The organism is Microbacterium sp. (genome assembly GCF_017305435.1).
In the GTDB taxonomy this organism is placed as follows: Bacteria; Actinomycetota; Actinomycetes; order Actinomycetales; family Microbacteriaceae; genus Microbacterium.
The window spans coordinates 170338-196625 of sequence record NZ_JAFKIP010000007.1 but is presented as its reverse complement, the minus strand read 5'-3'; the positions used below and the strand labels follow the sequence as shown (position 1 = coordinate 196625).

General features: G+C 70.5%; 26 protein-coding genes and 1 tRNA gene. 16 read left to right on the top strand and 11 right to left on the bottom strand.

Annotation, left to right across the window (positions count from 1 at the left end):
• Positions 1-72: 72 nt before the first annotated feature.
• The 6 genes from J0I43_RS13840 to J0I43_RS13815 form a co-directional block, all read right to left on the bottom strand.
• Entirely contained in the window at positions 73-1065 is a 993-nt protein-coding gene (locus J0I43_RS13840) for an ABC transporter substrate-binding protein (protein ID WP_292865004.1), read from the bottom strand.
• Positions 1066-1105: 40 nt separating this feature from the next.
• Positions 1106-1882, bottom strand: a complete 777-nt coding sequence (locus J0I43_RS13835) for an amino acid ABC transporter ATP-binding protein (RefSeq protein WP_292865001.1) — start codon at positions 1880-1882, stop codon at positions 1106-1108.
• Entirely contained in the window at positions 1879-3069 is a 1191-nt protein-coding gene (locus tag J0I43_RS13830; RefSeq protein ID WP_292864998.1) for a M20/M25/M40 family metallo-hydrolase, read from the bottom strand. The genes J0I43_RS13835 and J0I43_RS13830 overlap by 4 nt, the downstream gene beginning before the upstream one ends.
• A gap of 7 nt (positions 3070-3076) precedes the next feature.
• Positions 3077-3679, bottom strand: a complete 603-nt coding sequence (locus J0I43_RS13825; RefSeq protein ID WP_292864995.1) for a flavin reductase family protein — start codon at positions 3677-3679, stop codon at positions 3077-3079.
• Positions 3680-3795: 116 nt separating this feature from the next.
• Positions 3796-3871: transfer RNA gene (locus tag J0I43_RS13820), tRNA-Arg, on the bottom strand.
• Positions 3872-3887: 16 nt separating this feature from the next.
• Positions 3888-4655: an SGNH/GDSL hydrolase family protein gene (locus J0I43_RS13815; RefSeq protein WP_292864992.1), complete on the bottom strand. Its 768-nt coding sequence runs from the start codon at positions 4653-4655 to the stop codon at positions 3888-3890.
• Positions 4656-4759: 104 nt separating this feature from the next.
• Between J0I43_RS13815 and J0I43_RS13810 the strand changes: the two genes are divergently transcribed.
• The 10 genes from J0I43_RS13810 (at position 4760) to J0I43_RS13765 (ending at position 16844) form a co-directional block, all read left to right on the top strand.
• Positions 4760-5605 carry a transglutaminase family protein gene (locus J0I43_RS13810; protein ID WP_292864989.1) on the top strand — a complete coding sequence of 282 codons (846 nt, stop codon included), beginning with the start codon at positions 4760-4762 and terminating at the stop codon, positions 5603-5605.
• Positions 5606-5686: 81 nt separating this feature from the next.
• Positions 5687-7354, top strand: coding sequence for an arginine--tRNA ligase (gene argS / locus J0I43_RS13805; RefSeq protein ID WP_292864986.1), 1668 nt, complete (start codon positions 5687-5689; stop codon positions 7352-7354).
• 1 nt (position 7355) lies between these two features.
• The gene (locus J0I43_RS13800) at positions 7356-8126 is read left to right on the top strand and encodes a DUF2993 domain-containing protein (protein WP_292864983.1); all 771 of its coding nucleotides are present in this window, start codon (positions 7356-7358) and stop codon (positions 8124-8126) included.
• 136 nt (positions 8127-8262) lie between these two features.
• Entirely contained in the window at positions 8263-9732 is a 1470-nt protein-coding gene (lysA, locus tag J0I43_RS13795) for a diaminopimelate decarboxylase (protein ID WP_292864980.1), read from the top strand.
• Positions 9729-11054, top strand: a complete 1326-nt coding sequence (locus tag J0I43_RS13790) for a homoserine dehydrogenase (RefSeq protein WP_292864977.1) — start codon at positions 9729-9731, stop codon at positions 11052-11054. Before lysA ends, J0I43_RS13790 begins: the two co-directional genes overlap by 4 nt.
• Before the next feature lie 64 nt (positions 11055-11118).
• Positions 11119-12189, top strand: coding sequence for a threonine synthase (gene thrC / locus J0I43_RS13785; RefSeq protein ID WP_292864974.1), 1071 nt, complete (start codon positions 11119-11121; stop codon positions 12187-12189).
• The gene (gene thrB, locus J0I43_RS13780; RefSeq protein WP_292864971.1) at positions 12186-13127 is read left to right on the top strand and encodes a homoserine kinase; all 942 of its coding nucleotides are present in this window, start codon (positions 12186-12188) and stop codon (positions 13125-13127) included. The genes thrC and thrB overlap by 4 nt, the downstream gene beginning before the upstream one ends.
• A 151-nt stretch (positions 13128-13278) precedes the next feature.
• Complete coding sequence (gene rho, locus J0I43_RS13775; protein ID WP_292864968.1) at positions 13279-15300, top strand: transcription termination factor Rho; 2022 nt, start codon at positions 13279-13281, stop codon at positions 15298-15300.
• An 11-nt stretch (positions 15301-15311) separates the two neighbouring features.
• Complete coding sequence (prfA, locus tag J0I43_RS13770; protein ID WP_292864965.1) at positions 15312-16388, top strand: peptide chain release factor 1; 1077 nt, start codon at positions 15312-15314, stop codon at positions 16386-16388.
• Positions 16389-16439: 51 nt separating this feature from the next.
• Positions 16440-16844 carry a phage holin family protein gene (locus J0I43_RS13765; RefSeq protein WP_292864962.1) on the top strand — a complete coding sequence of 135 codons (405 nt, stop codon included), beginning with the start codon at positions 16440-16442 and terminating at the stop codon, positions 16842-16844.
• 27 nt (positions 16845-16871) lie between these two features.
• Here J0I43_RS13765 and J0I43_RS13760 read toward each other — a convergent pair whose 3' ends face one another.
• Positions 16872-17171, bottom strand: a complete 300-nt coding sequence (locus tag J0I43_RS13760) for a hypothetical protein (RefSeq protein WP_292864959.1) — start codon at positions 17169-17171, stop codon at positions 16872-16874.
• Between the two features lie 285 nt (positions 17172-17456).
• Between J0I43_RS13760 and J0I43_RS13755 the strand changes: the two genes are divergently transcribed.
• The gene (locus tag J0I43_RS13755; RefSeq protein WP_292864955.1) at positions 17457-18875 is read left to right on the top strand and encodes an HNH endonuclease signature motif containing protein; all 1419 of its coding nucleotides are present in this window, start codon (positions 17457-17459) and stop codon (positions 18873-18875) included.
• 82 nt (positions 18876-18957) lie between these two features.
• On the opposite strand, the gene J0I43_RS13750 is transcribed toward J0I43_RS13755, so the two are convergent.
• Positions 18958-19269 carry a DUF4406 domain-containing protein gene (locus J0I43_RS13750; RefSeq protein WP_292864952.1) on the bottom strand — a complete coding sequence of 104 codons (312 nt, stop codon included), beginning with the start codon at positions 19267-19269 and terminating at the stop codon, positions 18958-18960.
• A gap of 116 nt (positions 19270-19385) precedes the next feature.
• Between J0I43_RS13750 and J0I43_RS13745 the strand changes: the two genes are divergently transcribed.
• Positions 19386-20141, top strand: a complete 756-nt coding sequence (locus J0I43_RS13745) for a DeoR/GlpR family DNA-binding transcription regulator (RefSeq protein ID WP_292864949.1) — start codon at positions 19386-19388, stop codon at positions 20139-20141.
• 31 nt (positions 20142-20172) lie between these two features.
• Here the strand turns inward: J0I43_RS13745 and epsC are convergent, their stop codons facing one another.
• Genes epsC through cysK (J0I43_RS13730) form a run of 3 tightly spaced genes read right to left on the bottom strand, consistent with a single transcriptional unit; the run spans position 20173 to position 22676 of the window.
• Positions 20173-20769 carry a serine O-acetyltransferase EpsC gene (gene epsC, locus J0I43_RS13740; protein ID WP_292864947.1) on the bottom strand — a complete coding sequence of 199 codons (597 nt, stop codon included), beginning with the start codon at positions 20767-20769 and terminating at the stop codon, positions 20173-20175.
• Positions 20766-21713: a cysteine synthase A gene (gene cysK, locus J0I43_RS13735; RefSeq protein WP_292864944.1), complete on the bottom strand. Its 948-nt coding sequence runs from the start codon at positions 21711-21713 to the stop codon at positions 20766-20768. The genes epsC and cysK (J0I43_RS13735) overlap by 4 nt, the downstream gene beginning before the upstream one ends.
• A 12-nt stretch (positions 21714-21725) precedes the next feature.
• Positions 21726-22676 (bottom strand): cysteine synthase A, encoded by a 951-nt coding sequence (cysK, locus tag J0I43_RS13730; RefSeq protein WP_292864941.1) that lies wholly within the window; start codon positions 22674-22676, stop codon positions 21726-21728.
• A 164-nt stretch (positions 22677-22840) separates the two neighbouring features.
• On the opposite strand from cysK (J0I43_RS13730), the gene prmC reads away from it, so the two are divergent.
• Genes prmC through J0I43_RS13710 form a run of 4 tightly spaced genes read left to right on the top strand, consistent with a single transcriptional unit; the run spans position 22841 to position 26184 of the window.
• Positions 22841-23725 (top strand): peptide chain release factor N(5)-glutamine methyltransferase, encoded by an 885-nt coding sequence (prmC, locus tag J0I43_RS13725; RefSeq protein ID WP_292864938.1) that lies wholly within the window; start codon positions 22841-22843, stop codon positions 23723-23725.
• A gap of 28 nt (positions 23726-23753) precedes the next feature.
• Entirely contained in the window at positions 23754-24440 is a 687-nt protein-coding gene (locus J0I43_RS13720; protein ID WP_292864936.1) for an L-threonylcarbamoyladenylate synthase, read from the top strand.
• Positions 24437-25612 (top strand): MraY family glycosyltransferase, encoded by a 1176-nt coding sequence (locus tag J0I43_RS13715; protein ID WP_292864933.1) that lies wholly within the window; start codon positions 24437-24439, stop codon positions 25610-25612. The genes J0I43_RS13720 and J0I43_RS13715 overlap by 4 nt, the downstream gene beginning before the upstream one ends.
• On the top strand, positions 25609-26184 hold the full coding sequence (locus tag J0I43_RS13710) for a hypothetical protein (RefSeq protein WP_292864930.1): 576 nt from the start codon (positions 25609-25611) through the stop codon (positions 26182-26184). Before J0I43_RS13715 ends, J0I43_RS13710 begins: the two co-directional genes overlap by 4 nt.
• Positions 26185-26288 lie beyond the last annotated feature (104 nt).

Below are 26288 nucleotides of genomic sequence, written 5' to 3'. Positions count from 1 at the left end.
GACGCGGTGAGGGGGATGACACCGTGCCGACCGGACCGCGTGGACGCGGCCCGGTCGGCACGGCGAGGGACGTCAGGACTTGGGCAGACCCGGCGGGTTGATCTCGCTCGTGTCGACCCGCTCCTTCTCGAGGCCCCAGATCTTCAGGACCTCGTCGTACTGGCCACCCTGGATGAGCGCGTCGAGGGCGATCTGCACCGGCTCGATGAGACCGTTGCCCTTCGCGGTCGCCGCCGCGATGTTCGCCGTCAGCGGCCAGCCGCCGGACACGGTCCCGACGAGACGGGTGTCGCCCGTCTCCTTCGCGGCCCACGCACCGCTCGCGTTCGGCCCGAACGTGGCGTCCGCGCGGCCCGACTGGATCGCGAGGGTCGCCGCCGCGTTGTCGTCGTAGTACTGGAGCTCGGCGGGGGCCTTGCCCTCGTCGGTCAGCTTCTGGTTCCAGGTGAGCAGCACCTTCTCCTGGTTGGTGCCGGAGCCGACGATGATCTTGAGCCCCGAGATGTCCTCGGCGTCCTCGATCTTGGTGATCTTGCTGTCGGACTTGACATAGAAGCCGAGGAGGTCGACGCGGTAGCTCGCGAAGTCGTAGAGCTCCTTGCGCTCCTCCGTGACCGTCACGTTCGAGGTGATGAGGTCGTACTTGCCCGACTGGATGCCGAGGGGCCAGTCCGCCCACGCCACGACGACCGGGTTGTACTCGAGTCCGAGTGCCTCGGCGATGAGCGATCCGATGTTGGGCTCGCTTCCCGCCGGGAGCGTCTCGCCCTCGGGGATGTAGGCGAGCGGGGGCTGGTAGGCCGCGACCGCGACGGTGAGCTTGCCCGGCGTGACGGGGCTGAACCCGCTCGACTCGAGCGCGTCGACCGCCTTCTGGACGGGCTCGTCGAGATGGACCCACTGGATGTCGGCGGTCGCGACGTTCGCGCTCGTTGCGCTCGGCGTGGGTTCGGCGGCGGTCGCCGCTCCGTTGGCCGTGACGGCGGCGATGATGCCGCCGACGACCGCCGCGACGGCGACGACACCGACGCCGATCGCGATGCCCTGCTTCTTGCTGATGGCCATTGCTGTGTTCTGCTTTCTGTTCGGGTGGGGGACGGGGTGGCTAGGAGAGGACTTTCGCGAGGAACTCGCGCACGCGCGGATGCCGCGGGCTGACGAGGACCTCCGACGCGGGACCCTGTTCGATGACGCGGCCGCCGTCGAGGAAGACGACGCGGTCGGCGATCTCCCGCGCGAACCCGATCTCGTGGGTCACGATGACGAGCGTCGTGCCGAGCTGGGCGAGGTCGCGGATGACGTCGAGCACCTCGCCCACGAGCTCCGGATCGAGGGCGCTCGTCGGCTCGTCGAAGAGGATCACCTTGGGCGTGAGCGCGAGGGCGCGGGCGATCGCGACGCGCTGCTGCTGTCCACCGGAGAGCTGCCGCGGATAGTGGCCCGCCTTGTCCGCGAGCCCGACACGGTCGAGCAGTCCCAGTGCGAGCTCGCGGGCGTCATCCTTCGTGTGCCGGCCGAGCGCGATCGGGGCCTCCGCGACGTTCTCGAGCGCCGTCAGGTGCGGAAACAGGTTGAAGTTCTGGAAGACGATCCCGATCTGGGTGCGGCGGGCCAGCACCTGCTTCTCTCGGAGCTCGTAGAGCTTCCCGCCACGCTTCTCGTACCCGATGAGCTCGCCGTCGACCGTCACCGAACCGGCATCCACCCTCTCGAGATGGTTGATGGCCCGCAGGAGCGTGGACTTGCCCGATCCGCTCGCCCCGAGGATCGCGACGACCTCGCCCGGAGCGATCGTCAGGTCGATCCCGCCGAGCACCTCGACCCCGCCGTAGGACTTGTGGACGTTGTGGATCTCGACGAGACCCGTGGTCTGGGCGCTCATGACGCGTCTCCCGTCGTGTCGGTCCCCGTGGCGGCGGCCGTGCGGCTCGGTGGCTGCCTGCGGGCATCCGGCGCGGATTCGTCGCCGAGGCGCGCCCACTGGGTGGAGATCCACGTGCGTGCGCGCTGGACGGGCGTCGGGGGCAGCACGCGCACGGTCCCGCGGGCGTAGTGCCGTTCGATGTAGTACTGCGCGATGCTGAGGATCGTCGTGATGATCGTGTACCAGACGACCGCGACGAGGAGGAGCGGGATGACCCTGCTGTTGCGGTTGTAGATCACCTGCACCGAGTAGAACAGCTCCGGGATCGCGATGACGAACAGCACCGACGTCCCCTTCACGAGCCCGATGACCTCGTTCGTCGCGTTGGGGACGATCGAGCGCATCGCCTGCGGAAGCACGATGCGGCTGAGCCGACGTCGCGGCGGGATGCCGAGGGAGGCGGCCGCCTCGAGCTGCCCCTGGTCGACCGAGAGGAGACCGCCGCGGATGATCTCGGCGGAGTACGCGGCCTGGTGGAGGCTCAGGCCCAGCACGCCCGCGGCGAACGCCGAGATCAGGTGGACCGTCGGGAACTCCACGATCCAGAAGTCGGTCGTGAACGGGGTTCCGAGGCCGAGCGTCGGGTAGAGGTAGCCGAGGTTGTACCAGACGACGAGCTGGACGACGAGGGGGACCGAGCGGAAGAACCAGATGTAGAGCCACGCTGCGCTGCTCACGAGCGGCGACTTCGACTGCCGGGCGAGGGCGATGAACGCCAGGACGAGATCGCGGCGGGGCGCGAAGCCCTCACGGGCGAAGTGGCGCACGACCGCCAGCACCGTGCCCGCGAAGTTCTTCATGTCGACCGCGCCGCGGCCGTAGACGAACCCGTCGGCGATGTCGCCGCCGAACGGGGGGTGGGTCCAGTCGTCCTCGTCGACGGAGACCACGTCGAGGTGGGCGTGCACGAGGAGTGCGGGGGCGGTCGGATCGGTGCCGCGGATGCGTGCGATGAGCGACCCGCGGCCGGGGACGGGCTCGATGAGCTCCGAGGTGATGCCGACCTCGGCCAGGCGTTCCTGGACGTATCGCGCCGCGCGGGTCTCGCCGTCGCCGATCGTCGCGGCGACGCCGGTGTTCACGCTGTCGATCCGGATGAGGTCTCGCGTGAACTCGACGGCCTCCCGCTCCAGGAGCGACGTCACGTGCGGCTCACGACAGCCGCGACCGCTCGTCGAGGCGGTGCCACGTGCGGTTGTGATAGGCGAGCGCGTTTGTCTCGTCGTCGTTCCCGCGGCTGATCGTCGCTTCGAGCGCGTGCGCGGCGATCACGGTGGACGAGCCGGCCTCCATGCGGCCGATGACGGCGCACCGCACCCACGCGCGGACCTTCGCGAACACGGGCTCTCCGGTCGCGAGGCGCGTCCAACGGCTCGTGTCCGCGAAGCGGTCGATCCCGCTCGTCGCGCCCAGCTTCGCGATGTCGAGGTCGTCCGCATCGAGAAGATGCACGACGACCGTGTCCGCGCGGCCGAGCGACGCGGATGCCGAGGACAGTGCCGAGATCGAGAACGTCAGCAGCGGCGGCTCCGCGCTCGCCGACGACACCGACGTCGCCGTCAGCGCGACGGGGCCGTCTCCCGCGTCCGCCGTGATCACGGCCACACCGCCGGGGTGCCCGCGGAAGAGGTCTTTGAAGCTCTGCGGCGAGAGCGATGCGGAGAACGAAGAGTGCTCCGTCCGTCCGGAGCGTTCGGCGACGGGCCCCTCGGCGGGATGATTCTGCCGGGGGAGGGAGGCCAGTGGCTGCGTCATGCCTCGACGCTAGGAGGTTCTCGGCGCCCGTGCGTCAGCGTGTAGTCATGTGACCGCAGATGACGTCGTATGACGGGGCCGCGCGGGCGTGCGACGACACGGCGCGCGACGAAAGGTGGTGCCCCCGACAGGAATCGAACCTGCGACCTTTGGTACCGGAAACCAACGCTCTATCCCCTGAGCTACGGAGGCGGACCTGTCGAGGGTATCACCGCGCGAGCGATGCGACCGCCGCCGCCAGGCGCTCGGCGAGGTAGCGGTGACCCGCCGTGGAGGGGTGGTCGCGCCCGGCGCCGGTGTCGATGACGGCGGCGTAGTTCTCCGTCGTGATCCATTCCTCGGCGAGCGGCGAGACGTACCACCAGCCCCGGGCTGCGGCCGCGTCGCGCAGGTCGCCGTCGATGCGGGCGGTCGCCGCCTCGACCGGCAGCACCTGCGGCGCCGGTCCCAGAATGACGACCTGCGCGCGCGGGTACACGCGCGCGAGCGCATTCCACGCGGCATCCACCGCGGCGCGGTACCCGCCCGCACCCTCGCGACGATCGTTGATCGACCCCTGCACGATCACGAGGTCGGGCTCGAGCGCCGGATCGAGCGCGGCGATCCGCGTCCCGAAGTCGGGGCCGTCGAGTCCGGGCTTGAGATAACCCGACCCGCGGACGCCGTCGACGACCGTCGTCCACCCCGCGAGCGCACCCACGACATACGCGTAGCCGAGGCTCGGGTCGGACGCCGCGGAGCCGTAGGTCCAGGAGTCGCCGACGATCAGCACGGTCGGGTTCTCCGGCAGGTCCAACGGCTCCGGAGAGGCGGCGGCGACGACGCCGCCCGCACCGGCGGCCGCGACCGATTCGGGGGTCGCCGCTGCCGTCCACGGTCGCCACAGTGCGGCGCCGAGGACCGCGGCGATCCCCAGTGCGATCACCGGCAGAACCCACGCGGGCCGGCGCCGCGACGGGACCCGGAACGCACGCATGCGTTGAGGGTAAGTCACGCTCGGAGCGATCACGATAGGCCGCCGACGAATGGTGTCGCACAAGGGGTGTCGGAGCACCCCCTCCGGCGTGCGAGGATACTTCGGTGCAGCGCATCGTGACCGCCGAACTCGACCTGGAACTGGGCTCCTCCGTCGACCTCATCTTCCAGATCGCGGCGGCCCAGCCGGCCCCCGTCCTCCGCGAGGAGCTGACGTTCATCCAGGGCGATCGCGTGTACACGCCGACGGAGATCGTCGACCAGTCCGGCAGCCGCCTGCACCGCCTCCAGGGCGACGCCGGCCGGCTCGAGGTGCGCTACGAAGCCGTCATCGACGGGCACGTCGCGCAGCGCGCCACGAGCGACCTCGAGGCGATCACCTACTTGCGTCCGAGCCGGTACTGCCAGTCCGACGAGGTGTTCACGCAGGCGCGGCGCCAGTTCCGCGGGCTCCAGGGGATGGACCTCATCACGGCGGTGAGCGAGTTCGTCGCGACGAGCACGACGTACACTCCCGGGCTCAGCCAGGGAACCGACTCTGCCGTCACGACGCTCATGACCGGTCAGGGCGTCTGCCGCGACTACGCGCACGTCGTGATCGCTCTCCTGCGGGCGATGGACATGCCCGCCCGCTACGCCGCCTGCTTCGCGCCGGGCCTGCGCCCGATGGACTTCCACGCCGTCGCCGAGGCCTACCTCGACGGCAGCTGGTACGTGATCGACGCGACCCGGCTGTCGAACCGCCGTTCGCTCGTCCGGATCGCGACCGGGCGCGACGCCGCCGACTGCGCCTTCCTCAGTTACCACGGCGGGTACGTCGGGCTTCAGCGCATGCGCGTCGACGCCTGCGTCGTGCCCGACGATGCGGCCGACGTCGCCCTCGCCGATGCGGCGGCCGCGGCATCCGACCCCGCCCTCGACGACTTCGCCGAGCTCGTCCAGCTCGCCTGACGTCGGTTCGCCTGTGCGCACGACGGGCGCGGAGTCGGCGCACAGCGCGTGCTGGGGCGCGGCCCGTAGACTTGACGGGCTATGAATCCCGACGCCCTCGCCGCAGCCCTCCTCTCCGTCATCACCCCGCTCGCGGAGGCGCGACGCGAGGGGTCGAGCACGGGGCTGACCGCCGCGGACTTCCCGCTCGAGCGGCCGCGCAACCGGGACCACGGCGACTGGGCCTCGAACGCGGCCCTCAAGCTGGGCAAGGCCGTCGGCGCGAACCCGCGCGAGTTCGCCCAGGAGATCGCCGACGCCCTCGCCGCGACCCCCGGCGTCGCGTCGGTCGAGGTCGCCGGCCCGGGCTTCATCAACATCCGGCTGGATGCCGCGGCCGCCGGCGCCCTCGCGAAGACGATCGTCGAGGCGGGTGCCGCGTACGGCACGAACGACTCGCAGCGCGGCCAGAGCATCAACCTCGAGTTCGTCAGCGCCAACCCGACCGGTCCGATGCACATCGGACACACGCGGTGGGCGGCGCTCGGCGACGCGATCGGGCGCGTCCTGCAGGCATCCGGCGCGACGATCGTCCGTGAGTTCTACATCAACGACGCGGGTGCGCAGATGGAGCGGTTCGGCAGGTCGGTGCTCGCCGCCATCAAGGGCGAACCGACCCCCGAAGACGGCTACCCCGGCTCGTACATCGGCGACCTCGCGATGCGCGTGCGCGCCGAGCTGCCCGACATCCTCGACCTGCCCGCCGACGAGCAGCTCGCCGAGGCGCTCGACCGCGGCTATCGCCTCCAGCTGGGGGACCTGCAGGAGTCCCTCATCCGGTTCAACGTGCATTTCGACGTGTTCTTCAGCGAGCGCACGCTGCACGCGAAGGGTTCGGACGGTACGCCGAGCCTCGTCGACGAGGCCGTCGAGCGTCTGCGCGCCCAGGGTCACGTCTTCGACGCCGAGGGCGCCGTCTGGGTGCGCACGACCGACTTCGGGGACGACAAGGATCGAGTCATCCGCAAGTCCGACGGCGAGTACACCTACTTCGCCGCGGATGCCGCGTATTACCTCAACAAGGGCGACCGGGGCTTCCGCCACAAGATCTACCTGCTCGGCGCCGACCACCACGGCTACGTGCATCGGCTGAAGGCGCTCGCCGGCGCCGCGGGCGACGACCCGGCGAAGGACATCGAGGTGCTCATCGGGCAGCTCGTGTCGGTCAACGGCGCCCGGCTCTCGAAGCGTGCGGGCAACATCATCGAGCTCGACGATCTGCGCGACTGGCTCGGCACCGATGCGCTGCGGTACTCGCTCGCCCGCTACCCGGCCGACTCGCCCCTGACCCTCGACCCCGAGATCCTCACGAAGCGCACGAACGACAACCCCGTCTTCTACGTGCAGTACGCGCACGCCCGCACGCACAACGTCGGCCGCAACGCCGCCGACTCGGGCGTCGACCGCAGTGCGTTCGCGCCGGAACTCCTCGTCGACGGGACCGAAGCGGCGCTCCTCGGCGCCCTGCAGGAGTTCCCGCGCATCGTCGCGTTCGCCGCCGAGGTGCGCGAGCCGCACCGCGTCGCGCGCTACCTCGAGGAGCTCGCGAGCCTCTACCACCGCTGGTACGACACCTGCCGTGTCACGCCGCTCGGCGACGAGGAGGTCACCGACCTCCACCGCACGCGCCTGTGGCTGAACGACGCCACCGGCCAGGTGCTGCGGAACGGACTCGACCTGCTCGGCGTCAGCGCGCCCGAGCGCATGTGACATGACCTCGCCCGCTCGTCACCGTGCCCGTCGCTGGCCGTGGCTCGTCGCGCTCGTCGCGGTCGCGGCGCTCGCGGTCGGAGCGTGGTTCGCGGGGGAGTACATCGCGCGCGGCATCGTCGAGCGCACGGTCCGCGACCAGGTGCAGAAGGAGCTCTCCCTCCCCGCCGATCAGCAGATCGACGTCGACATCCCGGGCCCGATCCTGCCGCAGCTCGTCTCCGGCACGCTCGGCGAGATCACGCTGGCCTCCCGCGACGTCCCGCTCGGCCAGCTCGCGGGCGACGTCGTCGTCCGCGCGAGCGGGGTGCCGATCCGCGGCGACGGCCCGGCTCAGGATGCCTCGGCATCCATCACCCTCGACGCGGCGCAGGTGCAGGCGCTCCTCGCGACCGTCGAGGATTTCCCGGCGAGCACCGTCACCCTTGCCGAGCCCGACATCCGCGTCGCGATGGAGCTGCGGCTGTTCGCCCTGACGGTGCCGGTCGGGGTCGGTCTCACGCCGAGCGCGACTGCCGGACAGCTCGTGCTCACGCCGACGACCCTCACGGTCGCGGATGCCCAGATCTCCGCGCAGGCGCTGCTCGACCAGTTCGGAGCGGTCGCATCGACGGTCGTCCGCGACTGGGACGTCTGCGTCGCGCAATATCTGCCGGCCGGGATGACGCTCACCGACGTCCGCGTCGAAGGCGACCACGTCGTGGCGGACTTCGCGATCGACGGCGACATCATCCATGACCGGTCGCTGCAGCAGAAGGGCACCTGCGCCTGACGCGCTCCCGTGTCGGGGCGGTCCGTTCATGCGCGAGGCGGAATGCACCGGTGCCCTAGACTTGTCGCACATCTGACGGGCCGGCGGCGCGCGAGCGCCCGGCCCGCGGCTCCCACCTCGATTGGTTCTCATCCGCGTGTCCGCCTCTCCCGACCGTCCTCTCGTGCCGGAGTGGCTCGCCGTGCCCCGCGACGTCAACGCGCTCGCGGCGGAGGTGTGGCCGGATGCCGCGCACCGCGATGACCGGGGGGAGGTCGTCGTCGGCGGCGTCTCCGCCTCTGCGCTGCGTGCGCAGTTCGGCACTCCGCTGTACGTCCTCGACGAAGACGGAGTGCGCGCGCGAGCGCGCGAAGTGAAGGCGGCGTTCGACGCCGCGACGGCGCGCCACGGCATCCACGCGCGCGTCTATTACGCGAGCAAGGCCTTCCTGTCGACCGAGGTCGTCCGCTGGGTGACGGGCGAGGGCCTCGCCGTCGACGTCGCGACCGGGGGAGAGCTCGCCGTCGCGCTCGCGGCGGGCGCCGATCCGGCCCGTCTGGGCCTCCACGGCAACAACAAGTCGGTCGCCGAGCTCGAGCGTGCCATCGAGATCGGCGTCGGCTCGATCGTCGTCGACTCCCTGATCGAGGTCGAGCGGCTCGCCGTGATCTCCGACCGCGCGGGCCGTCGCGGCGAGAGCGCGCAGAACGTCCTCATCCGCGTGAACACCGGCGTGCACGCGGAGACCCACGACTTCCTCGCGACGGCGCACGAGGACCAGAAGTTCGGCTTCTCCCTCGCTGCGGCCCCCGCCGTCGCCGCGCGCATCCGCGAGCTGCCGTCGCTGCGCCTCGTCGGACTGCACTGCCACATCGGCTCGCAGATCTTCGGCACCGCCGGCTTCGCGGAGTCGGCGTCACGCCTGGCCGACCTCTACGCCGAGCTCCTCGCCGGCGGCGACCTTCCCGTGCTGAACCTGGGCGGCGGCTTCGGCATCGCCTACACCTCGGTCGACGAGCCGACGCCCATCGCGCAGCTCGCCGAGGGGATCGTCGACGCCGTGGCGCGCGAGTGCGAAGTGCGCGGCGTGCCGCTGCCGAACCTCGCGTTCGAGCCGGGGCGCGCGATCGTCGGGCGCGCCGGCATCACGCTGTACGAGGTCGGCACGGTCAAGCCCGTCGTCGTCTCCGACGAGCTGACGCGTCTGTACGTGAGCGTCGACGGCGGCATGAGCGACAACGCCCGCCCGGCGCTGTACGGTGCACAGTACTCCGCGCGTCTCGCGGCGCGGGTGTCGGATGCCGCCCCCGCGCTCGCCCGTGTCGTCGGCCGCCACTGCGAGTCGGGCGACATCGTCGTCGACGCCGAGTACCTGCCCGGCGACGTCGCCCCCGGCGACCTTCTCGCGGTGCCCGCGACGGGCGCCTACTGCTTCTCGCTCGCGAGCAACTACAACTACGTCCCTCGTCCGCCCGTCGTCGCCGTCTCGGGCGGCGCGGCGCGCGTCATCGTGCGCGGCGAGACGATCGAGGACCTCCTCGCCCGCGACCTCGGCGTCACCGGCGACGTCTCCGCCTCCCCTCTCGCCGCTTCGGACCGAACGCCGGCACCGAAGGAGTCCGCATGACCGACTACCGCCGTCTCCGCGTCGCTCTGCTGGGCGCCGGCTCCGTGGGCTCCCAGGTCGCCGCCCTGCTGCTCACCCACCAGGACGAGCTGGCCGACCGCGCGGGCGCCGCGCTCGACCTCGTCGGCATCGCGGTGCGCGACCTCGACGCGCCGCGGGACGCCGACCTCCCGCGCGAGCTCTTCACGACGGATGCCGAGGGGCTCATCGTCGGCGCCGACATCGTCATCGAGCTGATGGGCGGCATCCATCCCGCGCGCGAGTACATCGAGCTGGCGCTGAACTCGGGCGCCGACGTCGTGACCGGGAACAAGGCCCTCGTGGCCACGCACGGCTCGGAGCTCTTCGACGTCGCCGACCAGGTCGGCGCGACGGTGTCGTACGAGGCCGCCGTCGCCGGCGCGATCCCGATCATCCGCCCGCTACGCGACTCGCTCGCCGGCGATCGTGTGCAGCGGATCATGGGCATCGTCAACGGCACGACCAACTACATCCTCGACCGCATGGATCGCGAGGGCGGCGAGTTCGATGCCGTGCTCGCCGACGCGCAGCGCCTCGGCTATGCCGAAGCCGATCCGACCGGTGACGTCGAGGGATTCGATGCGGCGCAGAAGGCCGCCATCCTGGCATCCCTCGCGTTCCACACGGCGGTCCCGGTCGACGCCGTCCACCGCGAGGGCATCACCGCGATCGACAAGACGGTGATGGATGCCGCACGCGGCGCCGGGTACGTCGTGAAGCTCCTCGCCGTGTGCGAGCGGCTCGACGGCGCGGCGGAGTCGCCGACGGGCGAGGCGATCTCGGTGCGGGTGGCGCCCGCTCTCGTCCCGCGCGAGCACCCGCTCGCCTCCGTGCACGGCGCCAACAACGCCGTGTTCGTCCAGGCCGAAGCCGCCGGCAGCCTCATGTTCTACGGCGCCGGCGCGGGCGGCGTGCAGACGGCGTCCGCCGTCCTCGGCGACGTCGTCTCCGCTGCGCGCCGGCACATCGCGGGCGGAGTCGGTGTGGGGGAGTCGACCCGCGCGAACCTCCCCGTGCTGCCGATCGGCCGCATCACGACGCGCTACCAGATCACGCTCGACGTGGCCGACGAGCCCGGCGTGCTGGCGACCGTCGCCGGCATCCTGAGCGACGGACGCGTGTCGATCGCGACCGCCCTGCAGACCGTCCTGGGCGAGGCGGGCGGCGAGAGCGGCACGGCGCGCCTCGTGATCGGAACACACCGCGCGCTCGAGCAGGACCTCGCCGACACCGTCGACCGTCTCGCCGCGAGCGCCGCCGTCACGCGCGTCGTCTCGGTGCTGCGCGTCGAGGGCGACTGAAGCGGACGACCGCACCCGCGGCATCCCTCGAAAAACAAGGCATCCCCGGAAGAAGGAGACGGACATGGTCCACGTATGGCAGGGCGTCCTGCGCGAGTTCGCCGACCGGCTGGGCGTCACCGACGCCTCCACCGTCGTCACGCTGGGTGAGGGCGGCACGCCGCTCATCCCCGCCGCGGCGCTCTCGCGCCTGACCGGCGCCGACGTCTTCGTGAAGTTCGAGGGCATGAACCCGACGGGCTCGTTCAAGGACCGCGGGATGACGGTCGCGCTCTCGCGCGCCGTCGAGCACGGCGCGAAGGCCGTCATCTGCGCTTCGACCGGGAACACGTCGGCGTCGGCCGCGGCTTACGCCGCGCACGCCGGGATCACGGCGGCGGTGCTGGTGCCCGAGGGCAAGATCGCGATGGGCAAGCTCAGCCAGGCCGTCATCCACGGCGGCAAGCTCATCCAGGTGCGGGGCAACTTCGACGACTGCCTCGAGATCGCCCGCGAGCTCGCGGCGAACTACCCCGTGCACCTGGTCAACTCGGTCAACCCCGACCGCATCGAGGGGCAGAAGACGGCCGCGTACGAGGTCGTCTCGCAGCTGGGCGACGCCCCCGACTTCCACTTCATCCCGGTCGGCAACGCGGGCAACTACACCGCGTACACGCGCGGCTACCGCGAAGAGGCCGAACGGGGCGTGTCGACGCGTGTGCCGCGCATGTTCGGCTTCCAGGCCGAGGGCTCCGCGCCGCTCGTGCGCGGTGAGATCGTCAAGAACCCCGAGACGGTCGCCTCTGCGATCCGCATCGGCAACCCCGCCTCGTGGGAGCTCGCCCTCGAAGCGCGCGACGCGACCGACGGCTGGTTCGGCGCGATCAGCGACGACAAGATCCTCGCGGCGCAGAAGCTCCTGGCATCCACCGCAGGCGTCTTCGTCGAGCCCGGCTCGGCGATCAGCGTCGCGGGGCTGCTCGATCGCGCCGAGGCGGGCATCATCCCGCAGGGCGCCAAGGTCGTGCTCACCGTCACCGGTCACGGCCTGAAGGACCCGCAGTGGGCCCTCCGCAACGCCGACGGCAGTGAGATCGAGCCCACCGTCGTCGACGCGACGACGAGCGAGGTCGCCGCCGTCCTCGACCTGGCATGACCGTGACCGAGCGCTCGGTCGCGGTCCGTGTTCCCGCGACGAGCGCGAACCTCGGTCCCGGCTTCGATACGCTCGGCCTCGCGCTGAGCGTGTACGACGAGCTCGTCGTGACCGCGCTGCCGGAGCCGGGTCTCGAGATCGTCGTGACCGGGGAGGGCGCCGCGGAGGTGCCGACGGATGCCTCGCACCTCGTCGTGCGCTCGATGGCGTATGCGTTCGAAGCGGTCGGACGCACGCTCCCCGGCATCCGGCTCGTCGCCGACAACGCGATCCCGCACGGGCGCGGCATGGGCTCGTCGGGCGCGGCCGTCGTCGCGGGACTGCTCGCGGCGAAGGGGCTGCTCGCGGGTGACGTCGAGTTCTCGGGCGACACCCTGCTGCGCCTCGCGACCGAGCTCGAGGGCCACCCCGACAACGTCGCTCCGGCCCTGTTCGGCGGCCTCACGATCGCGTGGATCGACGAGAACGGTCCGCAGCACAAGAAGCTCCTCGTGCACCGAGGTGTGTCGCCGCTCGTCTTCGTGCCGGAGTTCACGATGTCGACGTCGGTCGCCCGCGGGCTCGCGCCGCTGCAGGTCACCCGTGAGGACGCCGTGTTCAACGTCTCCCGCTCGGCCCTGCTGATCGCGGCGCTGACCCAGAGCCCCGAGCTCCTCATGGCCGCCACGGAGGACAAGCTGCATCAGTCCTATCGCGCGCAGGCGATGCCCGCGACGGACGCGCTCGTGCGGGCGCTCCGCGCGGAGGGCTTCGCGGCGGTCGTCTCGGGGGCAGGCCCCAGCGTCCTCGTGCTGGCCGACGGCCCCGGGCGGCGCCTCGATGCGGTGCGTGTCGCGGCATCCGTCTCGGACACTCCGTGGGACCCGCGTTTGCTCGCCGTCGATGTCAAGGGTGGTACAGTGAGGAACTATACGGAGGGTTCCACGGCTGGTCCGTGAGTCTGGCCTCCGTCGCAATTCTGCGAACCCCGCACGATCCCCCTGCACCATGCGACGACCGATCGGTCGTTCGACAGCCGTGGGTTGGCGCCTGTCGTGGACGACGTCTGTGCGGATCTGTCCTGTCCACATCCCTATTGAAGGAGAACTCGTGGAGTCCCTCTCCGAGATCGAAACCGAGAACACCGATGCCGCGCGCGAGGACGCCGCGACGCCTGTGAGCGAAGCCCCCGTCGACGCGCCCGCCGCGGACGAGACCCCCGCCGACGAGACGTCGGTGGATGCCGAAGAGGCGCCCGCCGCGGAGGAAGCCCCCGCCGAGGACGCTGCCGTCGAGGCGCCTGCCGTCGCCGACGAGCCTGCTGCTGAGGCGCCTGTCGTCGCCGACGAGCCCGCCGCCGCTGAGCCGGAGGCTGCCGAGCCCGTGGCCGTCGAGGAGCCCGCCCCGGTGAAGGCGCCGCGCAAGCGTGCGCCGCGCCGCGCGAAGAGCACCGACGTGCCCGCCGAGCCGGTCGAGCCGGCCGCAGCCGAGGCCGGCGCCCCCGAGGCGGACGCCGCCGCTGCCGCAGACGCCGCCGCCCCCGAAGCCGAGCAGACCGCCGAGGTCATCGCCGAGCCCGACGCCGCCACCGAGGCGACCGACGCTCCGGCTGAGGCGACCGACGCTCCGGCTGAGGCGGCCGACGCGCCCGCCGAGACGACCGAGAACGCGGACGGCGAGAAGACCGAGGGCGAGGGGGAGACCCCGAGCCGCAGCCGCAGCCGCTCGCGCAGCCGCAGCCGCAACCGCGGCAAGTCCGACACGGCCCAGAACGGCCAGCAGGGCGCTCAGAACGCGCCCACCGAGGCATCCGACGCGGACGGCGCGGGCACGGGCGGCGGCAACACGACGAGCACCACCGACGAGCAGGGCTCGGCTCGCGGCCGTCAGCGCAACAAGCGCCGCGGTCAGAGCGGCACGGGCGATGAGTTCGAGACCGAGATCGGCGAGGATGACATCCTCATCCCGATCGCCGGCATCCTCGACGTGCTCGACAACTACGCGTTCGTCCGCACGTCCGGCTACCTCCCGGGTGCGAGCGACGTCTACGTGTCCCTCGGCCAGGTCAAGAAGTACAACCTGCGCAAGGGCGACGCCGTCGTCGGCGCGATCAAGCAGCCGCGCGAGGGCGAGCAGTCGAGCCGGCAGAAGTACAACGCGCTCGTCAAGGTCGACGCGATCAACGGACTCTCCGTCGAGGATGCCGCGACCCGCGTCGAGTTCGGCGCGCTCACCCCGCTCTACCCGCAGGAGCGCCTGCGTATGGAGACGGCGCCCGAGAAGCTGACCCAGCGCATCATCGACCTCGTCGCCCCCATCGGCAAGGGTCAGCGCGGCCTCATCGTCGCGCCGCCCAAGGCCGGAAAGACGATCGTGCTGCAGCAGATCGCCGACGCGATCGCGAAGAACAACCCCGAGGTCCACCTCATGGTCGTGCTCGTCGACGAGCGCCCCGAAGAGGTCACCGACATGCAGCGCACGGTCAAGGGCGAGGTCATCGCCTCGACCTTCGACCGCCCCGCCGAGGACCACACGACGGTCGCCGAGCTCGCCATCGAGCGCGCGAAGCGCCTCGTCGAGCTCGGCCGCGACGTCGTCGTGCTGCTCGACTCGATCACGCGTCTCTCGCGCGCCTACAACATCTCGGCGCCGACGTCGGGACGCGTGCTCTCGGGCGGCGTGGACGCCTCGGCGCTCTACCCGCCGAAGCGCTTCTTCGGCGCGGCCCGCAACATCGAGAACGGCGGGTCGCTCACGATCCTCGCGACGGCGCTCGTGGAGACCGGGTCCAAGATGGACGAGGTCATCTTCGAGGAGTTCAAGGGCACCGGCAACAGCGAGCTGCGCCTGTCGCGCCAGCTCGCCGACAAGCGCATTTTCCCGGCGGTCGACGTGAACGCTTCGTCCACGCGTCGCGAGGAGATGCTGCTGAGCCCCGACGAGGTCAAGATCACCTGGAAGCTGCGTCGTGCGCTGGCGGGCCTCGACCCGCAGCAGGCCCTGGAGGTCGTCCTCGGCAAGCTGAAGGAGACGGGCTCGAACGTCGAGTTCCTGTATCAGATGCAGAACGTGCAGCTCAAGCAGGCCGCCGGCGGCGGCCACAGCCACGGGCACGAGAACAGCATCCGCTGAGCGGTCTCGCCGTGTTCGAGTCCGTCCAGGCGCTGATCGACGAGCACCGCGCGGTCCAGGAGGAGCTCTCCGACCCCGCGGTGCACGCCGATGCCGCGCGCGCGAAGCGCGTGAACCGGCGCTATGCCGAGCTGTCGAGGATCGTTGCGGCGTACGACGCCTGGCGCGCGGCCGGTGACGACGTGGATGCCGCGCGCGAGCTCGCCGGCGAGGACGACGCCTTCGCGGCGGAGGTCCCCGCGCTCGAGGAGAAGGTCGCCGCAGCGCAGGAGAAGCTGCGGCGCCTGCTCATCCCGCGCGACCCCGACGACGCTCGCGACGTGATCATGGAGATCAAAGCGGGGGAGGGCGGTGCCGAGTCGGCGCTGTTCGCGGCGGACCTCCTCCGGATGTATCTGCAGTACGCGGCATCCATGGGCTGGAAGACCGAGCTCCTGGAGCGCAACGAGTCGGATCTCGGCGGCTACAAGGACGTGCAGGTCGCTCTGAAGGGGTCCTCGACGGATCCGGCGCAGGGTGTGTGGGCGCACTTGAAGTACGAGGGCGGGGTGCATCGCGTGCAGCGCGTGCCCGCGACCGAGTCGCAGGGGCGTATCCACACGTCGACGACGGGCGTTCTGGTGTTTCCCGAGGTGGACGAGCCCGAAGAGGTGCAGATCGACCAGAACGACCTGCGCATCGACGTGTACCGCTCTTCGGGCCCGGGCGGGCAGTCGGTCAACACGACCGACTCGGCCGTGCGCATCACGCACCTCCCCACGGGGATCGTCGTGTCGATGCAGAACGAGAAGAGCCAGCTGCAGAACCGCGAGGCCGGCATGCGTGTCCTGCGCGCGCGCCTGCTCGCCAGGCAGCAGGAGGAGCGGGATGCCGCGGCATCCGATGCCCGTCGCTCGCAGATCCGCGGCATGGACCGCTCCGAGCGCATCCGCACCTACAACTTCCCGGAGAACCGCATCGCCGACCACCGCACGGGGTACAAGGCCTACAACCTCGATCAGGTGATGGACGGCGCCCTCGGGCCCATCATCGACTCGGCGATCGCGGCCGACGAAGAGGCCCGGCTCGCGGCGCTCGCCGAGGGCTGAGCGCCGCCGCGTCGCGCACCGGGGCGCGCCGGATCGCGATACTCTCAGCGCATGATCACCTTCTTGATCCGCGCGCTCATCTTCCTCGTCTCGGCCGCCGTCGGCCTGATCGTCGCCGACCTCCTCCTCGAGGGCGTGCGCATCGACTGGTCGCACTGGTGGGGCTTCGTGCTCGCGGTCGTCATCTTCGCCGTCCTGCAGTCGGTGCTGACCCCGTGGGCCGCAAAGGTCGCCCGGCGCAACGCGCCGGCTCTTCTGGGCGGCATCGGCATCGTGTCGACGTTCGTCGCGCTGCTCGTCGTCGCGCTGATCCCCGGCGCGGGGCTCACCATCGGACTGCCGTGGTGGACCTGGATCGTCGCGCCGATGATCGTGTGGGTCGTCACGGCGCTCGCGACGTGGCTGCTGCCGGGCCTGTTCATCAAGAAGAAGGTCGCCGAGCGCCGGGCGGCCTGATATGTCTCTCTGACCCGGGTGTGGGGGTCATGTCACCACGACCGGCTGGAATTCGCCGGGGCCGGGGCAGAACCCATCTGAACTGCTGACGAATGGAATGTCGAACCACTCGTCCCGGACGGTGACGCCGGACGCGTCGATGATGACGACACGAATCCCGGCGCCCGCGTCGAGCCCGATGGTGTCCTCTCGCGCGTAGGGTGCTTCCTGCGGGACCTCCCACCTTCCCGGTTCTACGGGAGCGATGGCAGCAGGCTCGCACGCCTCGCCCAGGCAGGCGGCGAGCGTTCCATCGCCGATCAGGTCGGGACTCATCTCGATCGCCACTGGTGCTGTGTAGACGAAGGCGATTGCAGGGCAGGCGACCCCGTAGGGGGCGCATGCGGAGAGCGTCAGAGATCCCAGGACCACGGCGGCAGTGGCAGCAGCGATCCTGGATGTCTTCATGCTCGTGAACCTATCAGGACCTCGGCGCTCGCCTCGGAGTGCACGGCGCATTGCATTCTTCGTAATTATGTTCTAAACTGAGGGTGGCGGTCATCCCATTCAGGTGGTCGCAAGGGTGAGCCGGCAGAGCAACCGGACGTTGAATGCATCGACGTCAGGAGTGCCATGGACAAGCCGCAGCAATCCCACCCCGGGGTGCGATTCGTGGATGCCGCGCGGGCGGATGACCCCGCCGCGCAGCTGGATCCACCCGCGCCGCTGCTCGATCCACCCGCGCCGCTGCTCGATCCACACTGGGCGGAGCTGTCATCCCTCGTCGAGCGCGTCGGCGTCAATCGTGCCGAGATGTCCCGTCTTCACGCCGAACGTGCGGAGATGTGCGCCGAAGCCCTGGACCTGATCGCGCGGCGGGTCGCGCAGCGGCAGGCGGCGCATCCGGGCCGCGAGCTCGGCGACACCATTCCGCTGCGCGAGGTCCTCGCCGAACTCGCGACGGCTCTCCGGGTGGGGGAGCGCACGGTTTCGAGCTGGCTCGGCGACGGGGCGGCACTCGTCTGCACGTATCCGGCGACACTGGAGGCACTTCGCGCGGGCCGGATCGATGAGCGGCACGCCTCGGCGATCATCGACGCCGGGATGCTCCTCGATGACGATGTGCGCGCGGAGTACGAGCGCCGTGCGCTCGACGTTGCCGACACGGCCACTGCCCCGGAGCTGCGCGATACGGCGCGCGTCATCGCGGCGCGACTGCAGCCGTCGATCGTCGAGGAGTCCCGCCGTGACGCACTCGCGCAGCGCCAGGTGAGGACGTACGGTCTGCGCGATGGATTGTCGCGATTGCTGCTCGATGCGCCGGCGGCGCTCGTCCAGGGGATCTTCGAGCGTGTCACCGATATGGCGGGTGCGCTCTCCTCCGCAGCCGATGAGGAACCTGCGACCGTCGATTGCGACGCGCGCACGCTCGATCAGCGCCGGGCCGATGTCCTCTGCGACCTGCTGCTCACGGGGGCTCCCGCGCTCGGCGGTGACGCGGGGCTCGGCGCCATCCGCGCCACTGTGCACGTCACGGTCCCGGTTCTCACGCTCGCCGGCCTCGACGACCAGCCGGCGGTCCTCGACGGACACGGGCCCATCGACGTCGACACCGCGCGACTCCTGGCAGCGGCCGCGCCCGTCTGGCAGCGGGTCCTGACGCATCCTCTGACCGAGGAGCCGCTTCGGCTCGACACCTACCGGCCGAGCGGGCGCCTCCGCCGCCTGCTGAACGTGCGGGACCGTACCTGCCGGTGGCCGGGATGCCGCCGCTCCGCGGCCCGCTCGGAAGCCGATCACACCGAAGCGTGGGAGGACGGCGGCACGACGTGCGCGTCGAACCTCGAGATTCTCTGCAAGGGCCACCACACCCTCAAGCACGCATCGGCGTGGACCGTCCGACAGCTCGGCGGCGGCCGTCTCGAATTCACCTCGCCGACCCGGCGACGATATCGAAACGACGCGCCGGCGGTCGTCGAGGCCGTGGGTCCGCCGCCGTGGCGACACTTACTCGACGCCCGACGCGACCCGACCGACCCTCCGCCGTTCTGATCTCTCACGTCTCTCTCACGCCCCGGTGGCGTTGAAGGAGATCAGAGCGCAGTCCGCCGCGTTTCGGAGAGCCGTCATCCATTCACTGGGCCGATACGGCGGCGTTCGGGATCTCCTGGAGTGCGTAGTACACAGGGATGCCCCTTCGCTGTGCGATCGTGACGTCCTGGTCGGCGCCGCGAGACTCGCCGGGAAGACGCAACACTGCATCACAGTGCTGGAGGAGACGCTCTGCCGTGGGGTACATGACTTCGGCCGCGAGCGGATCCGTCGGCCCGCTCGCTCCCGCGCTCTCCAGCACGGGCAGCGCCACCCACTCGCCGATCATCGGCACATGACCAGCTTGGAAGATCGGCCAAGCGGCCGCTTCCAGGCGCTTGAGGTTCTGGGCCATCAAGTCAGGGTTCCCGTTCGTGCCGGATGCGTAGGGGCCGGCGATCAGAATCAACATAGGCTTAGTCACACCAGGCACGATACAGCAACAACGTGCATAAACAAGAAGGAATGTGAATGCTGGCTGCGGCACGCAAGGACCTGCTCTTAGAGCGATTGCGCATCGACGGGCGCATCGTCGCCAAGGAGATCGCCGCCGAACTGGGCCTGTCAGAGGACAGCATCCGCCGGGACCTGCGCGAACTCGATGCGCACGGCCTCGCCGTGCGCGTCTACGGCGGAGCACTACCCGCCTCGCCCGCCGTGGCCGACTACGCTGCTCGAGCCGGAGTTGCACAAGAGAGCAAGAGGCGCGTCGCGCAGGCAGCGGTCCAGCTGATCGAGCCGGGAGCCACCGTGATCCTCGACGGCGGAACCACAACGCTCGCGATGGTCGACGCTCTCCCCAAGACCTTCCGCGGCACGATCATCACCCACAGTCCGACCATCGCCGCGGCGCTCCTCGACCACGAGGCCGATGTCCTCCTGATCGGGGGTCGAATCTTCAAGCACTCCGCCGTGGCCTGCGGGGCCGCCGCGGTCGAGGCCGCGAACCGGATCGGCGCTGACCTGTTCTTTCTCGGTGTCACCGGCATCCATCCCACCGCAGGACTCACCACGGGCGACGCCGAGGAAGCCGCAATGAAACGCGCACTTGCTGCCCGTGCTGTCGAAACCTACGTCCTCGGCAGCGACGAGAAGATCGGCGCAGCCTCCCGCTACGCCGTCGTCTCGATCGACGCCGTCACCGGCATTATCACGGACAAACCCAAGAGTGACCCGGCTTCACGCGAACTGGCCAAAGCTGGACTCCACCTCATCCACGCCGACTGACCACGCCGAACAACCGCCGGGCCGATCACGCTCAGATGAAGTACTCCGGCGTCGTCAGGAGCGCCCTGGTGTCCTCGCCATCGCCACGTCGGCGCGCCTTGGCCGGAACGCCGACGAGGATCGAGTCCTCCGCGGCATCCTTCGTCACGACGGCGTTCGCGCCGACCGCTGAGCCCGCGCCGATCGTGATCGGCCCGAGGATCTTCGCGCCCGCCCCGACGGCGACGCCGTCGCCGAGGGTGGGATGCCGCTTGCCGGCATCGCGCGTCCGGCCGCCGAGCGTCACGCCGTGGTACAGCATCACGTCGTCGCCGATCTCGGCGGTCTCTCCGATGACGACGCCCATCCCGTGGTCGATGAAGAAGCGGCGGCCGATCACGGCGCCGGGATGGATCTCGACCCCTGTGAGCCAGCGGGTCAGCTGCGACAACGCACGCGCGGGAAAGCGCCAGCCGCGCGTCCAGAGCGCGTGCGCGAGCCGGTACGACCAGATCGCATGCAGACCCGAGTAGAGCACCGCGATCTCCCACGCGCTGCGGGCTGCGGGGTCGCGCAGCTTCGCCGCCGCGAGATCCTCGCGCAGGCGCGCGCGTGCGCCGAGCCGTTCGACCCGGTTGACGCTGTTCACGCCGTCGCCTCGTCCTGCAGGTGCGCGTAGAGGGCCGTCGAAAGGTAGCGCTCCCCGGCATCCGGCACGATCACGACGATGCGCTTTCCCGTCGACTCCGGTCGCGCCGCGATCTCGAGTGCCGCCCACACGGCCGCGCCCGCCGACATGCCGGCGAGGATGCCCTCGCGTGTCGCGAGCTCGCGGGCGACGCGGATCGCGTCGTCGAACTGCACGTCGACGATCTCGTCGATGACCGACCGATCCAGCACCGGGGGGACGAAGTTCGGCCCGATGCCCTGGATCCGGTGCCCGCCCGCTCGGCCTTCACTGAGGACGGGGGAGTCCGCCGGCTCGACGACCACGACCTTGACGTCGGGGTTCCGCTCCTTGAGCACCTGCCCGACGCCGCTCACCGTTCCGCCCGTGCCAGACCCCGCGACGAACACGTCCACCTTGCCGTCCGTGTCACGCCAGATCTCCTCGGCCGTCGTGCGGCGATGGATCGCGGCGTTCGCGGCGCTCTCGAACTGGTGGGCGAGGACGGCGCCGGGGGTCTCGGCCGCGATGCGCTCGGCGGTCTGGACCGCCTCCGTCATCCCCTTGTACGGGTCGGTGAGCACGAGCTCGGCGCCGTACGCCTTCAAGAGCGTGCGCCGTTCCTTCGACATGGATGCCGGCATCGTGAGGATCACCCGGTACCCGCGTGCCGCGCCGATGAGGGCCAGCGCGATGCCCGTGTTGCCGCTCGTCGACTCGACGATCGTTCCTCCCGGCTGCAGCGCGCCGGACTGCTCAGCCGCCTCGACCAGGGCGTACCCCAGGCGGTCCTTGACGGACGCGCCGGGGTTGTAGAACTCGAGCTTGGCGACGACCTCCGCCTGAACGCCCTCGGTGAGAGCGTTCAGGCGGACGAGCGGCGTGTCGCCGAACGCGCGGGTGATATCGGGGACGATCCCTGTCACGTGACGGATGCCTCAGATGCCTGCGGGCTCGTCGCGCAGGTGCTCGTACAGTGCCGTGGAGAGGTAGCGCTCGCCGAACGACGGCACGATCACGACGATGTTCTTGCCGGCCGCCTCGGGGCGTGCGGCGATCTGCAGCGCGGTCCAGATCGCGGCGCCCGACGAGATGCCGACGAGGATGCCCTCGGAGGTCGCGACCTCGCGAGCGACGCGGATCGCGTCGTCGAACTCGACGTCGACGACCTCGTCGATGACACCCTGATCGAGGATCGGCGGGATGAAGTTCGGGCCGATGCCCTGGATCTTGTGCGGTCCGGGCGTGCCCTTGGTCAGCAGCGGGGAGTCCGCCGGCTCGACGGCGATGATCTTGGCATCCGGCACGCGCTCCTTGAGCACCTGGCCGACGCCCGTGATCGTTCCGCCGGTGCCGATGCCCGCGACGAAGTAGCCGATCTCGCCGTCGGTGTCGCGGATGATCTCCTCGGCCGTCGTCTTCCGGTGGATCTCGACGTTCGCCTGGTTCGCGAACTGCTTCGCGAGGATCGCGCCGGGCGTCTCGGCGGCGATCTCCTCGGCCTTGGCGACGGCGCCCTTCATGCCGAGTGCGGGCTCGGTGAGGACGAGCTCGGCGCCGTAGGCCTTCAGCAGCAGGCGACGCTCGATCGACATGGATGCCGGCATCGTGAGGATGACCTTGTAGCCGCGCGCCGCACCCACCATCGCGAGCGCGATGCCGGTGTTGCCACTTGTGCCCTCGACGATCGTGCCGCCGGGCTTCAGCTCGCCCGATGCCTCCGCGGCGTCGACGATCGCGATGCCGAGGCGGTCCTTCACCGACGACGCGGGGTTGTAGAACTCGAGCTTCGCGAGGATCGTGCCGGGCAGGCCCTCGGTCAGGCGGTTGAGGCGCACGAGCGGGGTGTTGCCGAACGCGCTGGTGATGTCGGGATGGATGCCGGACATGGGCGGCCTTTCTGCAGTGAGGGTCGGGCCGAGGTTCGAATCGAGGTCGAATCGGGGTCGACAGGTCGAACAAGCCTAGAACGCGCGGGTAGCCGTCGGCTGAATATGACGGAACGTCACTTTCCGAGGGGCTGTGTGACGGAACGTCTAGGCTGGATGCACCCATGAGCATCGAGCAGGACTCCGACGCGCGCAGCCTGGCCGAGCTGCTGCGCGCGGCAGCCGGCACCCTGGCATCCGCCGGCGTTCCCACCCCCGACGTGGATGCCGAACTCCTTGCTGCGCACGTCCTCGGGCGTGGGCGCGGCGAGGTCGCCGCCGCGAGCCTGCGCGGCGATCGCGCGCCGGAGGGGGAGGCGGCTCTCCGCTTCGCCGAACTGATCGAGCGCCGCGCCGCACGCGAGCCGCTCCAGCATCTGACGGGCGTTGCGCCTTTCCGCCACCTCGAGCTGCGTGTCGGGCCGGGCGTGTTCGTCCCGCGCCCGGAGACTGAGATGGTCGCCCAGCTCGCGATCGACGCGCTGCGCGCCGTCGCCGACCCGGATCCGATCGCGGTGGACCTCGGTACCGGTTCCGGTGCGATCGCTCTGGCACTCGCGACCGAGGTGCCGCACGCGCGCGTCCACGCGGCGGAGAACTCGGTGGAGGCGTTCGTCTGGGCGAAGGAGAACTTCGCCGAGCATGCACCCGGCGCCCGCCTCGCCTTCATCGATCTGGCGTCGGCGTTCCCCGAGCTCGACGGGCAGGTGGCGGTGCTCGTGTCCAACCCGCCGTACGTCCCGGATGCCGCGATCCCGCGCGACCCCGAGGTGCGGCACTGGGATCCGCCCGCTGCCCTGTACGGCGGGGAGGACGGGCTCGACGTCGTCCGCACGCTCTCCGGCGTCGGTCTGCGCCTGCTGCGGCCCGGCGGGGCGCTCGTGATCGAGCACGGCGAGTGGCAGGGCGCCCCCATTCGCGAGCTCCTCGCCCAGGGCGGCTGGCGTGCGACCGCGACCCACCCCGACCTGACCGGTCGCGACCGCGCGACGACGGCTCTGCGCCCCTGACCTCGGCATCCGTAGACTGGGGGGCGATATGTACGAGCTCTTCGACTGCCGCGACTCCGAGCAGCTGCTTCCCGGCATGCGCAAGGCGCGCCAGGCGATCGCGCGGGGCGAGCTGGTGGTCCTGCCGACCGACACCGTCTACGGCGTCGCCGCCGATGCGTTCAGCGCGGATGCCGTCGCCCGCCTGCTCGCCGCGAAGGGCCGCGACCGTCAGTCTCCGCCGCCCGTCCTCGTGGCCGGCGTCAACACGATGAGAGCTCTCGTCGCCGAGGTCCCCGCGGCGGTCGAGCGGCTCGTCGAGGCGTTCTGGCCGGGCGGTCTCACGATCGTCCTCCCGGCGCAGCCGTCGCTGTCGTGGGACCTCGGTGACACCGGCGGGACCGTCGCCGTGCGGATGCCGGCCGACCGCATCGCCCTCGAGCTCCTGGAAGAGTGCGGTCCACTCGCCGTCTCCAGCGCCAACCTCACGAAGCGCTCCGCCGCCGTCGACGTCGACGACGCCGCCCGCATGCTCGGCGACTCCGTCGCCGTCTATCTCGACGGCGGTCCCTCGCGCGACGGGGTCGCCTCGACGATCATCGACGCGACGGGCCTCGTCTCGGGCGCTCGGCCCGTTCGGATCCTCCGCCGCGGCGCCGTCTCGCGCAGCGAGCTCGAGGAGATCCTCGGCGATCTGCTCGAGCCGGAGGCTCCCGACGACGACGGCTCCGCGTGAGGTTCTACGCCCTCACCGTCGTCGTGACGGCCCTCGTCACTCTCGGCCTCACGGCGATCGTGTGGAAGCTGGGGCTGAGGTTCCGGCTCTACCCCGAGATCCGCGAACGCGACGTCCATACGACGCCGAAGCCCCGCATCGGCGGGGTCGCGATGTACATCGGCATCCTCGCGGCCTTCGCACTGTCGTCGCGGATCCCGTACTTCGCGATCATCTGGAACGATCCGGCTCGCATCTGGTCGATCCTGGGAGCCGCGACCCTCATCGTGATCATCGGCGTCGCCGACGACCTGTGGGATCTCGACTGGATGATCAAGCTCGGCGCGCAGTTCCTCGCCGCAGGGGTCGTCGTCGGCTTCGGCGGCATCCAGATCTTCGCCATCCCGCTCGGTCAGCAGTTCGTCGTGTCGAGTTGGATGAGCTTCGTGCTCTCGGTGTTCGCGATCGTGATCGTGATGAACGCGGTCAACTTCATCGACGGCCTCGACGGTCTCGTCGCCGGCGTCGCGCTCATCGCCAACGCCGTCTTCTTCGTCTACACCTACCTCGTCGCCCGCGACACCGGCGCATCGACCTACTCGAGTCTCGCCTCCTTCATCGCCGTCGCCCTCGTGGCGGTGTGCCTCGGGTTCCTCCCGCTCAACTGGAGCCCCTCCAAGCTCTTCATGGGGGACTCCGGCGCGCTCCTCATCGGCCTCCTCATGGCGGTCGCGGCGATCGCCTTCACGGGGAGCCTCGACCCTGCCCTCCTCGGCGACAACGACGTGTTCGGGCGCTCCCAGCTGCTCGGTGCGTTCATCCCGATCCTGCTGCCAGTCGTCGTCGTGCTGCTGCCGCTGCTGGACTTCGGCATGGCGGTCATCCGCCGGATGGGCCGCGGGAAGTCCCCGTTCTCACCCGATCGCAAGCATCTGCACCACCGCATGCTCGACATGGGGCACAGCGACCGCGCCGCCGTCGTCATCTTCTACGCGTGGACTGCCGTCGTCTCCGTCGGTGTGCTCCTCATGTACATGGGGACGAGCCGGGACTGGCCGGGCGACTACTGGGGCGGAGTCGCATTCCTCGTCGTCGGCGCGGCCGCGTGCGTCATCGTGACGCTCCTGCCCTCCGCCGGCCGAGCCGTTCCCGCCACCCGACCCGAACCCGACTCCGAACCGAGGACCTCATGACCGAGACCCCCGATCCGACCTCCACGACGACCCGCCGCGACGTGTCGAGCAACCGCATCTTCCGCACGACCCTTCTGTGGTCGGCCGCGATCACCGCGGGGCTCGCCGTCGTGGGCGCGATCATCGGCTTCGCGGTCGCCGGCACCTCGGGGCTGTGGAGCGCGCTCGTCGCGATCCTGTTGGCCGCCGTCTTCCTCAGCCTCACCGCCGGGACGATCCTCGTCGCGAACCGCTGGTATGGCGATCCGCTGTACGTGCCGATCTTCTTCGGGGCGGTGATGGGCGGCTGGATCGTCAAGTTCGCGCTGTTCATCGTCGTGCTGCTCGTCCTGCGCGGACAGCCGTGGCTCAACGGCACCGTGTTCTTCGTCGCGCTCGTCGTCAGCGTCGTGGCATCCCTCGTCGTCGACGTCGTCGTGATGCTGAAGATGCGCGTGCCGCACGTCGGCGATGTGAACCTGCCGACGCTGTCCGACATCATCGACGAGGCGCGGCACCCGTCCCTGCCGCCGTTGCCGCCGGAAGAGGGGGATGCCGCGAACCCGGCGGACGCGGGGGGCCCGCGCGCCTGATAGGCTGTCTCTGCGCCCTAACCGCGGTGTGAAAACGCTGGGGACTGTGTGCGCATCGACTTTCACCGACCATCGTCGCCTCGGTTCACGCCGATGCCCCGAAG